Source organism: Nocardia noduli (genome assembly GCF_019038455.1).
Classification (GTDB): domain Bacteria; phylum Actinomycetota; class Actinomycetes; order Mycobacteriales; family Mycobacteriaceae; genus Nocardia; species Nocardia noduli.
In genome coordinates this window covers 1-12,491 of the sequence record NZ_JAFMPL010000157.1, presented here as the reverse complement: position 1 = coordinate 12,491, position 12,491 = coordinate 1, and the positions used below count along the sequence as shown (strand labels likewise).

General features: G+C 67.5%; 15 protein-coding genes. 4 read left to right on the top strand and 11 right to left on the bottom strand.

The features are described from left to right. From JZ792_RS38975 to JZ792_RS38955, 5 genes are all read right to left on the bottom strand, one after another. The coding region (locus tag JZ792_RS38975; RefSeq protein WP_216917915.1) for a hypothetical protein at positions 1-233 on the bottom strand (233 nt) is incomplete at its 3' end. A 210-nt stretch (positions 234-443) separates the two neighbouring features. Beyond that, positions 444-1,781, bottom strand: a complete 1,338-nt coding sequence (locus tag JZ792_RS38970) for an AAA domain-containing protein (protein WP_216917914.1) — start codon at positions 1,779-1,781, stop codon at positions 444-446. Further along, a complete protein-coding gene (locus tag JZ792_RS38965) occupies positions 1,778-3,262 on the bottom strand; it encodes a hypothetical protein (protein WP_216917913.1) in 1,485 nt (494 codons plus the stop codon). Before JZ792_RS38965 ends, JZ792_RS38970 begins: the two co-directional genes overlap by 4 nt. Then, complete coding sequence (locus tag JZ792_RS38960; protein ID WP_216917912.1) at positions 3,259-4,344, bottom strand: hypothetical protein; 1,086 nt, start codon at positions 4,342-4,344, stop codon at positions 3,259-3,261. Before JZ792_RS38960 ends, JZ792_RS38965 begins: the two co-directional genes overlap by 4 nt. Continuing rightward, positions 4,344-5,171 carry a hypothetical protein gene (locus JZ792_RS38955; protein ID WP_216917911.1) on the bottom strand — a complete coding sequence of 276 codons (828 nt, stop codon included), beginning with the start codon at positions 5,169-5,171 and terminating at the stop codon, positions 4,344-4,346. Before JZ792_RS38955 ends, JZ792_RS38960 begins: the two co-directional genes overlap by 1 nt. Positions 5,172-5,508: 337 nt before the next feature. Here JZ792_RS38955 and JZ792_RS38950 point away from each other — a divergent pair, with 337 nt between their 5' ends. The 4 genes from JZ792_RS38950 (at position 5,509) to JZ792_RS38935 (ending at position 7,435) form a co-directional block, all read left to right on the top strand. Then, positions 5,509-5,808, top strand: a complete 300-nt coding sequence (locus JZ792_RS38950) for a hypothetical protein (protein ID WP_216917910.1) — start codon at positions 5,509-5,511, stop codon at positions 5,806-5,808. A 59-nt stretch (positions 5,809-5,867) separates the two neighbouring features. Then, positions 5,868-6,248: a DUF732 domain-containing protein gene (locus JZ792_RS38945; protein WP_216917909.1), complete on the top strand. Its 381-nt coding sequence runs from the start codon at positions 5,868-5,870 to the stop codon at positions 6,246-6,248. A gap of 125 nt (positions 6,249-6,373) precedes the next feature. Continuing rightward, complete coding sequence (locus JZ792_RS38940) at positions 6,374-7,000, top strand: DUF4352 domain-containing protein (RefSeq protein ID WP_216917908.1); 627 nt, start codon at positions 6,374-6,376, stop codon at positions 6,998-7,000. A gap of 135 nt (positions 7,001-7,135) precedes the next feature. Further along, positions 7,136-7,435 carry a hypothetical protein gene (locus tag JZ792_RS38935; RefSeq protein ID WP_216917907.1) on the top strand — a complete coding sequence of 100 codons (300 nt, stop codon included), beginning with the start codon at positions 7,136-7,138 and terminating at the stop codon, positions 7,433-7,435. Between the two features lie 212 nt (positions 7,436-7,647). On the opposite strand, the gene lipA is transcribed toward JZ792_RS38935, so the two are convergent. From lipA to sucB, 6 genes are all read right to left on the bottom strand, one after another. Next, entirely contained in the window at positions 7,648-8,664 is a 1,017-nt protein-coding gene (gene lipA / locus JZ792_RS38930) for a lipoyl synthase (RefSeq protein WP_216917906.1), read from the bottom strand. After that, positions 8,661-9,431, bottom strand: coding sequence for a lipoyl(octanoyl) transferase LipB (gene lipB / locus JZ792_RS38925; RefSeq protein WP_216917905.1), 771 nt, complete (start codon positions 9,429-9,431; stop codon positions 8,661-8,663). The genes lipA and lipB overlap by 4 nt, the downstream gene beginning before the upstream one ends. An 87-nt stretch (positions 9,432-9,518) precedes the next feature. Beyond that, positions 9,519-9,866 (bottom strand): DUF3024 domain-containing protein, encoded by a 348-nt coding sequence (locus tag JZ792_RS38920; RefSeq protein ID WP_216917904.1) that lies wholly within the window; start codon positions 9,864-9,866, stop codon positions 9,519-9,521. A 95-nt stretch (positions 9,867-9,961) separates the two neighbouring features. After that, positions 9,962-10,486, bottom strand: a complete 525-nt coding sequence (locus JZ792_RS38915; RefSeq protein ID WP_308165623.1) for a GNAT family N-acetyltransferase — start codon at positions 10,484-10,486, stop codon at positions 9,962-9,964. Then, positions 10,483-11,391 carry a TIGR01777 family oxidoreductase gene (locus JZ792_RS38910; protein ID WP_216917903.1) on the bottom strand — a complete coding sequence of 303 codons (909 nt, stop codon included), beginning with the start codon at positions 11,389-11,391 and terminating at the stop codon, positions 10,483-10,485. The genes JZ792_RS38915 and JZ792_RS38910 overlap by 4 nt, the downstream gene beginning before the upstream one ends. 23 nt (positions 11,392-11,414) lie before the next feature. After that, the coding region (sucB, locus tag JZ792_RS38905) for a 2-oxoglutarate dehydrogenase, E2 component, dihydrolipoamide succinyltransferase (RefSeq protein WP_216917902.1) at positions 11,415-12,491 on the bottom strand (1,077 nt) is incomplete at its 5' end.

Here is a 12,491-nt window from a genome sequence, read left to right as displayed (position 1 = left end):
GCTTTGTAGCCGACGCCCAAGTGGTCGATGTCGGGGGCGACGATCACCGTCGCGTGTGATCGGGCCGCGGTGCTGATCATGAGGGTGACGGGCATGTAGGTGTCGTGGTCGATGGTGAGGATGCGGACCAGCTGGTAGCCGCTGTCTCGGGCCAGGTGTTCGATCATGTTCTGGTCATCGAGTAGCCGGTCGGTCACGCCGAGGTGTAGCAGGCCGATTGCCCTGTCGTTCAATGATCCTCACTCTCCCCTCGACGTCGCATCGGTTGTCGAGCGGGTCAGGGGTTCGGTCGAACTCGGAGTCCTGTCGGTGATGTACCCCGGACGGCGGCGGCTACGCGGGAAGTCGGTCGGGTCACCTGCCACGACCGCCGCACGCGGCGCCGGAGGTGGACTCACATCGAGGTGATCGGATACTCCGGCCGATTCGAGAGGCGGAGCGGATCAGGTGTGGAAGACCACCTGGTCATCCGAATACGCGGCGTCGGCGACCACTCGGTGCCGTGAAAGATGCGTGAGCAGCGCCTGATTCGCTTCCCAGCCATCGGGAAACTTCACCTCGACCCCGAGGTGGACAGGTTCACCGGAGGGATGGGCGTCGAGTAGTTCCGGAATCCCGGCGCGTCCCACCACCACGCACGCGTGCCGGTGCCGGGACGTGAGGACGCAGAGACGTCCTGCCTCGAGGTGGAACGCTCCCGCGTCACGTCGGCCCGACAGGGGGTGCAGAACGAAGGTGACGTCGTATTCGCGGCCCTGGAGCCGATTCGCGGTGTCGACGGTGACGGCGGCGGCGGGCGTGTCGCGCAGCGCGGTGCGCAGGGCCTCGGCTTGGTCGCGGTGGGCCGTGCCGATGGCGACGCGGTCAGTGGTGACAGGGCGGGTCCCCTGCTCGGAGTGGGCGAGCGCACCACGGGCAAGGAGCCGGTTGGTGAGCGCGGCCAGCGCCGCGACCGCTTCGGCATCGGTGCGCAGGGTGTGGCGGGCGGGCAGTTCGTACCAGGCCCACCCGGACCGGGCGGCCTCGTCGAGGGCGTCGTCCAACGGTCCGAGCATGCCCGAGGTCGTGAATTCCATTCTCCGCGTGCCGGGTTCGGTACCCGCGCGGAAGCCGGTGAACGGGTAGAAGGCGGCCGACACGACGGGAGCGGCCGAGGCGGGCAGCCGCCAGGAAACCGGAAGGCGATGGATGGGGATGCCGGGATTGTTGGCGAGCATGACACTGACCGCGCTCATGGTCGGGTCCCACGACAAACCCTTCCACCGGTCCACCTCGACGGTGGCGAACGGGTCGAGCTGGCCCGGATCCCCGACGAACAGTCCGTGCTGGAAGCGATTCGCGATGCGCAGCAACATATCCGAGCGCATCTGATAGGCCTCGTCGATGATGGCCCACTCCCAGGTGCCGTCGTCGATGGTGGCCCATTTCGCGGCGGTGCCGATGACTATCGCACGGTCGGCGAGATCGGCGGCACGGGAGAACACCGTGACGTTGGGGTGGGCCGCGACGCGGTCGGAGGTGACGTAGGTGGTGGCCGAGAGGCGGCCGATGAGCAGCGCCGGATCGGCCTGGGCGAGGCGGTCGATGAGGTCGTCGACCTGTTCGTTGGTCTGCGCGACGATCATGCGTTGCGTGCCTTCGGAGGCCAGTTGACGGGCGGCGCGCACGACCAGGGTGGATTTGCCCGCGCCGGGCGGGGAGTCGACCACGATCGCGCGGTGCGTGGGATTCTCCAGGTCGGCGAGGATATCCGCGGTGACCTCGTCGGCGGTTTTCGTCACCACTGCTCCTCGGCGTGGTCGGGGTCGAACTCCGGCGGGGGACCGCCGTGGGTCCACGGGGTCTCCTCTGGTTCGGGCAGGGCCAGTTTGCCGCTGGAATTGTTGAGCGGGAAGCGGGTGAAACCGATCGAGTCGCCCACCTCGGGGATGCTGCCGGGTTTCGCGGTGCGACCGTTGCCCATTCCGCCGGAGAGTTCCAGAGTCAGTGTGCCGCTGTCGAAACCGAGCACCTTCGCCTTCTGGTTCGGCCGTTCGGTGCTGTGCAGGGTCTCACCGGGGGTCGGGATGAAGGGGTCGTCGGATTTGACCTCGAGCATCGGGCGCAGCAGGGCTCGTTTGCCGGAGGTGTCGCATCGGTTCGGATCGCATTCGGTGACGGTGCCGCGAAACGCGGTGCCGGAGAGTCGATGTTCGGCCATCACGCGCGGGTCGTCGTAGGCGCGCTGGGCCTGGAAGGCCTCGGCCGCTGCCTCTCGATCCAGCAACCTGCGCACCGCGGAGACGGCGGCGTCGCGGCGAGCCTGGGCGACCCCGTCGTCGATGGTGTCGGCGAAATAGGTGAACGAACCTCGGTCACGCTGCCAGCGGGTCGGTACGTTGGCGGCCTCGGGGAGTGCGGACAGCAACTCGATGCCACGCCACATCAGTTGCCATGTCGGTTCGAGTTGGCCGCGCAATGCCAGTTCGAGGCGTTGGGCCGCCACGGTTTTGGCGGTGCCGTCGATATCCTCGATCGCGTTGTCGTAAGCGTTGACCAGCGGAGCCAGTTCTTCGTTGTCGAATCCGGGGTCGGTCGCGGGTCCGGCGGGCGGGCTCAGCAGGGGATCCTCGGCGAGTGCGGCGGCCTGGGCGCCCGACATCCCGGGCGGCGGGGCGATCCAACCGAGCAGTGAGGCGAGATTGGCGTCCTCGAGCGCGGATTGCCCGGTGGCCCAGTGCATCGCGAGCACCGAGGTCATCGGCAGCAGGACCGCGGAGCCGGGACGTTCGGCCCGTTCGGCGAACCAGGTCAGCCAACGGCCGAGCAGCGGCACCTCGGCGGGGATCGGATTCGGTCCGTCGACCCTGTGGTACCGCACCGAACGTCCCAGCAGCCGAAGGAAATCCACGCCACCGGTATTGGGCACCCAGAGTTGGGCGGCGTCGAGACAGCGGCGGCCGATCACCTCGCCGGATTTGTCGGTGATGTTCTCCGCCGCGTCCAGGTACGCGGCCACATGCGGCAGTATCTGCCCGGCCAGGGCTTCGATGAAACGGAGCCGCAGCACCCGGTCGCGGGGCTGCGGCACGATCAGCACGGTCGGCTCGTCGCGGTCGGTGCCGAACATCACCGCCAACGGTGCCGCGGCTTCACCGGCCAGACGCAGGGGGATGAGCACGAACGGGCGTTGCGAGAGGTGATAGTGCCGGACCGTGGCCAGCGGCTCGGCGCGACCGGTGTGCGCGGCCCGCACCCGGGCCAGCGCGGTCAGCACACTCATCCGGCGATCTCCAGTTGCAGGCGGTGGGCGGCGCGCAGCACCCCCGCGATATCCGCGTGTTCGGGGCCGGGGGTGAAGGAGCCGTCGGCGAGGCCGAGCGCGGTCTCGACACTGTCGATACCGCCCAGGTCGTCGCAGACACCGCGGCCCAGTGCGTCGACCGAACCCGACGAGCGCGCTTCGGACCGGCACGCGAACGCCATGTCGCAGTGGGACATGCAGTCCGGGGCATACCGTGCCGGGATCGCGGCGATGGTGTCGGCCAGATCGGGACCCGGTGCGAAACTCGCTCCGGGCGGCAGTAATTCGAGTAGCTGTTCGATCGAGGTCAGCCGTGACAGCTGCCGCGAGACCACCGCCAGCTGTTTGCGCAGATCCACGAGCGCGGCGGTCGGGCGGTTCGTGAAATCCCGCGCGCACACCAGAATCGCCCGGTGCGACACCAGCTCCGGGTCCTCGCCCAGATCCTCGAACAGCTGGCGCAGCGCGAGCACATAGACCGCCGACTGTTTCGCCGCGACCGCGACCTGGGTCGGATCGGCCTGCTCGTCGATGACCGGGAAGGATTTGATCTCGATGACATGGAACAGGCCGTCCAGCTGCACCGCCACCACGTCGGGCTCCAGATACGCCGGAGCGCCGGCGATATCGAGACGCAACAGCGGGTGATCGAACAGGGTGGCGTCGTTGTCGCGGATCGCCCGGCCCAGCAGTTGGCGCGTGCGCTGGTGCCGCACGGCGTTCCCCGCGTTGTCGCCCACCGTGTTCAGATCGACGTAGCCGACCTCGGGAATCGACAGCCCCAACTTCTCGCGCAGCAACGCGAGCAATTCCGCGCATCCGTTGGCCTTCACCATCGCCTCGAAGGTGTTGCCACGGGTGATGGCGAACTGCGACTGACCGAACTGCGGCGGATGCCCCAGCTCACGCGCGATTTCGGCCTTGTCCACCGCCGCCGCGTCCAATAGGGCACGGCGCACACAGCCCGGGTTGGTGGTCAGCGCCGCGATCGTGCGGGCATTGTGCCGACACGTCGGGGCATCATCGCGCAACCGGTCCAATCGGGCCGAAAGATCGTTCATCACAACTCGTTTCCGCGCCGTCCGGCCGCACGCAGCCGAACACCGAACAGTTGCCCAGCCGCGTCGTCGAGCTGACGCGTAACCCGTTGCGCCGCCTGCTCGCGATGACCGGTGTCGTCGTCGACGTGCACCGCGAGCTCGCGCCGCGCCGCCTCCGACACCGCCGCCGGATCCAGCGAATCCGGCGACCCCGCCACTCCCGGCACCGACACCGCGAGCCGCCACAGCACCCGCTGCGCCGCGGGACCTGTCGAACCCTGGTCGATCATGTGCTCGGACAACCTGATCACCGCGGTCAGCAAATCCACGCGCGGACTGAGCGGCCCGATCATACGGCGAGGCAGTGACCAAGTGCTCACGGCCAGCAAACCACGGGCCGGTGCGATGAGATCGGTGGTGAGTGCGGCGCAGATGTAGAAGGGGCGCGCGAAGGGCGCGGCGCGGAAGGAACGTTCCTCGTCGCGGCGCAGGCTGGTCAGGCGCGCTGCCACGAGTTGGCCGGAGAAGAAGCCCTCGTGGACCGCCATCACCACCTTCGGCGACGCGGGGGCCGACAGGAGCGTCAGGGCGCGATGCACATGATCGCGGACCGCGACCACGGGAGCGCCGTCACCACCGAACGTCCCCGACGTGTCCTCCACCTCCGCCTCCTCGGTACGCACCACGGGTGTCTCACCGAGCACCGCTGTCTCCCACAGGTTCTCCACCCGCCGTAACTCCGCCCGCAACTGTCGCGCCGTGGCACGATCGCCCGCCGAGGCCGCCCGCCGAACATCCGCACGTAGTCCGGCGATCCGGTCCTCCAGCTCGACCGCTGAATCCGTCATGCGGGCAACGTACGCAGAGGTTCCAGTGAAGTCCAGCATTTACCAGTGTTCTGCGTGTCGTGAGTGGTGCCGCATTCGGCTTCTCATCGTCGCCAAGCGCGGACGAGATCTTCCGGTCCCCAGTGCGTAGCGAGATCTCCGCGGCGGTGACCAGCGGGGTGGCATCGGACATGCGCTCTCTCGTATTCGTCAGCTTCACTGAAGCTCCATCGAAGTCAATCGTGAAATTAATGATTGACAATGTTTTCGTCAGTACTCTAATGTTGCGAAGCATCAGCCGATCCGTTGCGGATCGTTCGATCGAATCCCATCGCCTTGCTTCACAGGAGGTTTCGCTATGCGTCGTCGACGTGAACAGCAGATCGGCCGCCGTCGACTCGGTGCGCGCGATCACCGGCCGTTCCGGTTCCGCGACGGCGACGACCTGCGCGAGTTGCCGCCGCTACCGCGTGGGGATTCGTGTGTCACCGGAAAGGTCCGCTACCTCGACTCGGAATCCGCCGAAATGGTGCTGTCCGGGATCGACCGCAGCGACCCTCGGCGGCGTGAGCAGCGGACATACCTGTGCCCGTCCTGCACCGGGTGGCACCTCACCAGTCAGGCATTCAAACCCGGAAGCGAGCCGTCCAACCGATGACCGAGAACCCGTCATCTGTGCGGAAATCTCATACTCCCAGCAAGATTCGAGGTCTCACCATGCGTGGATACGCGCACACCATCACGACACTGGCCATCGGCGTCGCACTCCTGTCCGGCGGCACCCAGATCGCCACCGCCGCACCGATCGGATCCGGATCGGCCGGTAGTAGTTCCGGATCCGCGGGCAGCAGTTCCGGACCGCAGCGTAGTGCCGCCGACCGCCAGTTCCTGCGGGAAAGCCACTACGACGACGAGAGCTACAGCGTCCAGGACGCCGCCATCAGACTCGCGCACAGTCAATGCGGCTACCTCGACACCTATGGCAACTCGGCCCGCAATCGCATTCATCTGGCCGAAAGTTCCAGTAGCGCGGTGCGATACCCGTACATCTTCCTTCACGCCGCGATCGCCGCCTACTGCCCGTGGCACCGGCGCTGATTTGACGCGCCCGCTCGACAGGATGCGCAGCACCCGGCGCTACGGCAACCGCCGAATCGCGGGACTTTCGCCACGCCGCCCCGTCATCGCGGGTGGCGCTCGAACCTTACGGAGACAGATCAGCCATGACCTATAACCCACCACCCCAGCCCTATCCGTTCCATTCCACCCAGCCACCGCAGCCGCCGAAGCGCAAAACCCCGGTGTGGCCGTGGATCCTGATCGGTGGTTCGATCCTCGCCTGCGGTGGATGTTTCGGCCTCGTCGGTGTGGCCGCGAACAATTCGGACGACAAATCCACCGCCACCGTCACCCTGGACTCCGCCCCGAATCCGGGAGTTACACCCGCCGCGCCGGACTATGCTCCGGCCGGCTCGGCGGTTCGGGACGGCAAATTCGAATTCGTGGTCACCCGGGTCGACGAGCCGGTCGGCGTCGTCGGGGACAATCCGTATCTGCGGTCGACGGCACAGGGGCAGTACATCCTCGTGCACGTCGGCGTCACCAATATCGGTGACAAGCCGCAGACCTACTTCGGCAGCAATCAGACGCTGATCGATGACCAGGGACGCAAATTCGAGAACGACACCAGAGCCGAAATCAACGTCAACGACCATATGTCGACGGCGATCAACCCGGGAAACTCGATCGCGGTGACCATCGTGTTCGATGTGCCGGCGGGTACGGTGCCCGCGGTGCTGGAACTGCACGATTCGATGTTCTCGGGTGGGGCGGAAGTCGCACTACGGTAGTCCGCCGAGGCATACCGCGGTTGCTCGCGTGTATCTGCCGCCCCGCCATAGGTCGTATCCGACCAGCGTGCTGCTCAACGAAAGATCCGATCCATCCATCGGCACCGTGCCGCTGGACCGACCATCTGGAGACCCATGTCCAAGCTCACCCGAATCACCGCGTCCGTCCTCGTCGCAGGTGCCGCCGCTGCTCTCGTAGGCGGTATCGGAGCTGGTTCTGCCCAAGCCGAGACCCACGTCCGCCACTACTCCGGCTACGACGCCGAGTGGGCATGTAATGCCGACAAGGCAGCCATGGGCAGTGTGCCCGGGGCGGTCGTGCTGTGCGACCGGCTCAACCGTGGCCGGTATCGACTTTCGGTCGTGCCGAATCAGGAGATTCCGTTGCATCTGCTCACTCTGATGGTGACCGGCAGCTTCGACGGAGTTTCGTAGGTATCGGTCTCTTTCAAGGGTTCGGCCGCCACGCCGCGTGCGGCGGTCGCACTCGCATCCATCTCAGGAATCGCACCGGCTATGAACAACGGGCGCTGTGTCTTCGCCCGGAATCAGGCGTCAGCGGCAGTCGCCGGGTGTCCGGCCGAAACTGAGATCGGATCTTACTAAGACTGTCTCTTGGTTCGAGAACGGTCTGTGTTGAGCCGGAATCAGCTGCCGAAGCGGGCCAGTACCGAGCTGGCTTCCTGCGAGGCGCTGCCTTCCTGGGCGAGATGGGCCATGGCCGAAGGGATTTCGCGACCGTGGTGGGCCATCGCCTGTGCGTACAAGCGACCCGCACGGTACGAGGAGCGAACCAGTGGCCCGGCCATCACCCCGGCGTAACCGATATCCTCGGCCATCTTCGAATGCTCGACGAACTCTTCCGGTTTCACCCACCGGTCCACCGGATGATGACGGGGCGAGGGCCGCAGGTACTGGGTGATGGTGAGGATGTCGCAGCCTGCTTCGTGCAGGTCGCGCATCGCCTGGGTGACCTCTTCCGGTGTCTCGCCCATGCCGAGGATGAGGTTGGATTTGGTGACCAGTCCGGCCTCGCGCGCGGCGGTGAGCACCGCGAGCGACCGTTCGTAGCGGAACGCGGGACGGATGCGCTTGAAGATGCGCGGCACGGTTTCGAGGTTGTGCGCCAACACTTCCGGGCGTGAGGAGAAGACCTCGGCGAGTTGGTCGGGGTCGGCGTTGAAGTCGGGGATGAGCAGTTCCACGCCGGTGTTCGGGTTCAAACCCTTGATGGCGCGGACGGTTTCGGCGTAGAGCCAGGCGCCGCCGTCGTCCAGGTCGTCGCGGGCGACGCCGGTGATGGTGGAGTAGCGCAGGCCCATGGCCTGGACGCTCTCGGCGACGCGGCGGGGTTCGTCGCGATCGAGGGCGGCGGGTTTGCCGGTGTCGATCTGGCAGAAGTCGCAGCGGCGGGTGCACTGTTCGCCGCCGATGAGGAAGGTGGCCTCGCGGTCTTCCCAGCATTCGAAGATATTGGGGCAGCCCGCTTCCTCGCACACGGTGTGCAGGCCCTCGCGCTTGACCAGGCCCTTGAGTTCGGTGTACTCGGGGCCCATGGTGGCGCGGGTGCGGATCCACTTGGGCTTGCGCTCGATAGGGGTCTCCGCGTTGCGCGCTTCGATCCGCAGGAGTTTGCGGCCAGCGGGGGCGTCGGCTGAGGTCACAGGGTCGACCTTACGCTTTCGGTGTCGGTCGCCGACGGGGACGTTGTGCCCGGTGCGGCAGGGGCGACGCGCGCGATGTCGTGGGCGGTCACCGGCAGTTCGCCGTTCAACGCGCGCGCGATGGCGTCGGCGACCAGCGGCTTGACCTCCGCGACGGTGACCTCGCGACCGAGTTCGCGGGTCAGGGTCGTGACGCCCGCGTCTCGAATGCCGCAGGGGACGATCGCCTGGAAGCCGTCCATGGCGGAATTGCAGTTCAGGGAGATGCCGTGCAGGGCGACGCCGCGTTGCACGCGCACGCCGATCGCGGCGATCTTGCGTTCGGCCAGCAGGTCGGTGGCGGGCAGCCACACGCCGGAGCGGCCTTCGATGCGGCCGCAGGTGATGCCGAAGCCGGTGACGACCGAGATCAGCGCTTCTTCCAGGCGGCGCACGTAGGCGACGACGTCGACCGGTGCGGCCAGGCGCACGATCGGGTAGCCGACGAGCTGGCCGGGGCCGTGCCAGGTGATCTTGCCGCCGCGGTCGACCTCGACGACCGGACTGCCGTCGATCGGCAGGTCCTCGGTCTCGGTGCGGCGGCCCGCGGTGTAGACCGACGGGTGCTCCAGGAGCAGGAGGTGGTCCGCTCCGATGCCGTCGGCGCGTTCGGCGGCGTATTCGCGCTGTAGATCCCAGGCCGAGTGGTAGTCGATGAGTCCGAGGTCCTCGATCACGATCGGGGTGGTATCGAATCGAGCGGACCGCACGGTGCGCGTGTCGTTCACCCCGTTGACGTTACGCCCAGGCGGATCGACGGCGGAATGGACGTGGTGTGGGTAATGCCACAGGGTTGCGGGTGCGCGCGGCGGTGATCAACCCCAGAAGATCGGGTCGGATCGTTGGTCGAGATATTCGAGCAGGTCGTGGATGTGGGGGCTGGGTTCCAGGTAGCGGTAGCGGTGGAATTTCAGGTTCCGGTCGCGCCAGTACAGCGTCCACAGGCCGGTGGTCTTGGTGAAGTGCAGCCGTGCGATCGGGAACCGTGTCCATTCCGGGCCGAAATCCTCGCGCCAGGGCGGCCTGCATTCGCAGATCGTCAGATGACGTGCGGCGACATCGCATTCGACGCGGATCTCGTCGCGCACGTGCTCGGGGACCTGGTTCGCGGCCCAGCGTTGCGCGCGGGCCACATCCAGTTCGGGTAGTCCTCGGGTAGCCATGAGGATCATGATCGCAACCTGTCCGCGAGGGTGCCAGCCGCGGCCCGACACCCCGCGCGGACAGCCCCGATGGGGAGTAGCCCCGGAGGCGGGATCTAGCGAGGGTCCACGGGCAGGGTCAATTGCATCAGGGTGAGATCCATCCAGCGATCGAATTTGTATCCCACCTCGGGCAACCGGCCGACGATGACGAAACCGAAGCGTTCGTGCAGGACGACCGACGGCTCGTTACTCGATTCGATGGCCGCGATCATCGCGTGCACGCGCCCGGAGGACGACGCGCGGGAGATCAATTCGGCGAGCAGCGCGGTGGCGAGGCCGCGCCGGTGGAACCGCTCATCGATGTACACCGAATTCTCCACGGAGAAGCGGTATCCGACCTTGGGGCGCCACTGGCCGTAGCTGGCGTAACCGGCGACTTCGCCGTCGACCTCGGCGACCAGAACCGGCATCCCCGCCGCGCGGCGATCCCCGAACCAGTTCTCGCGTTCCTCGATCTCGACCTGGTCGATATCCCAGATCGCGGTGGAGGTGGCGATATTCGCGTTGTGGATGACGAGGATGGCGGGCAGATCCGCGTGCCCGGCATCCCTGATCACGTGGGGATCGTCGTCGGTCACCGGTCGTCTCCGCCGCGGCCGATCACCGACGCGAGCGCCGCGCCGATGGTCGGGTGACGGAAGGTGTATCCGGCTTCCTCCAGCGCCGTCGGGATGGCGCGCGGGCCGCTGAGCACGGCCTCGTCGGCGAATTCGCCGACGACGGCGCGCAGCGCGAAGGCGGGTACCACGAGCGGGGTCGGGCGGTGCAGGGCCTTGCCGAGGGCACGGTTGAATTCGGCGTTGGTGACCGGGGCCGGGCCGACCGAATTGACGGGGCCGCTGACGGACTCGTTGGTGAGGGCGAAGACGATGGCGCCGATCTCGTCGTCGAGGGAGATCCACGGCGCGTACTGGCGTCCGCTGCCCAGTCGGCCGCCCAGGCCGAGGGAATACAGCGGGCGCAGGGCGTCGAGCATCCCGCCGTTCCTGGACAGCACGACGGCACTGCGCAACAGCACCGTGCGCACGCCCGCGGCGACGGCGGGTTTGGTCGCGGCTTCCCAGTCGCGGCATAGCGTGGCGAGGAAACTCGTTCCGGCGGGGGAGGTCTCGTCGACGACGCGGTCGCCGGTGTCGCCGCCGTAATAGTGCACGCCGCTGGCGTTGACCAGGACGGGCACGCCCGCGTCGGCGACCTTGTCGGCGAGGACGTCGGTCGGGGTGATGCGGCTGTCGCGCAGTTCCTGTTTGTAGTGGCCGTTCCAGCGACGGCGGCCGATGCTCGCGCCGCAGAGGTTGACGACGGCGTCGGCGTCGCGCAGGGCCCGCCCGTCCAGTTCGGCACGGGCGGGATCCCACACGAATTCGTCGGGTGCGGCGGCGCGGCGACGCACCAGACGAGCCACCTCGTGCCCGTCGCGGCGCAGTGCCGCGACGAGCGCCGTCCCGATCAGCCCGGATGAACCGGCGATCACGACTTTCATGGGTGACAGACGACCTTCCCGAACTACAGGCCGAGATCCGCTTCGAACGCCGCTTCCTCGAGTCGATGCCGGATGGTGGTCAGGAAGCGACCGGCATCCGCACCGTCGATGAGGCGGTGATCGTAGGTGAGCGGCAGGTAGCACATCGACCGGACGCCGATGGATTCGTTGCCGGTCTCGTCGGTCACGACCACCGGGCGCTTGACGATCGCGCCGGTCCCGAGCATGCCCACCTGCGGCGGGAGCAGGATCGGGGTGTCGAACAGCGCGCCCTGGCTGCCGATATTGGTGACGGTGAAGGTGCCGCCGGCCAACTCGTCCGGCTTGAGTCCGCCGTTGCGGGCCCGGTCGGCGATATCGGCGATGGCACGCGCCAAGCCGGCCAGCGACAGGTCACTGGCGTTGTGGATCACCGGGGAGAGCAGACCCTGCTCGGTGTCCACGGCGATGCCGAGGTGCACCGACGCGTGGTAGGTGATCTCCTTGCTCGCCTCGTCGTAGCTGGCGTTGACGTTCGGGTGCACCCCGAGCGCCTCGACCACGGCCTTGGCGAAGAACGGCAGGAACGTCAGGTTGACGCCCTCGCGGCTCTTGAAACCGGCCTTGGCCTGGCTGCGCAGCGACGCGATCTTGGTGACGTCGGCCTCGTGCACCTGGGTGAGCTGCGCGGTGGTTTGCAGCGATTCCCTGGTCTTGGTGGCCGTGATCTGCCGGATGCGGCTGGCCTTCTGCACGGTGCCGCGCAGATGCGCCAACTTGGGCGACGGCGCGGCAGCGGCGGCGGGAGCCTTCGCCGCGGGTGCGGCGGCCGGAGCCGGGGCGGGCTCCGGGGCCTTCTTGGCCTCGGCGGCGGCGATGACATCCTGCTTGCGGATGCGTCCGCCGACGCCGGAACCACTGAGCGCACCAAGGTCGACGCCGTTCTCCTCGGCCAGTTTCCTGACCAGCGGGGTGACGTACGGGGTCGCGCCGTTACCGGAGGAATCCGCGGTGGCGGTGGCCACGGGGGCCTTGGCCGGAACGGGAGCCGGGGCCGGAGCCTTGGCGGGTGCAGGTGCCGGTGCGGGAGCCGGTTTCGGCGCGGCCGCAGCGGGCTCCGG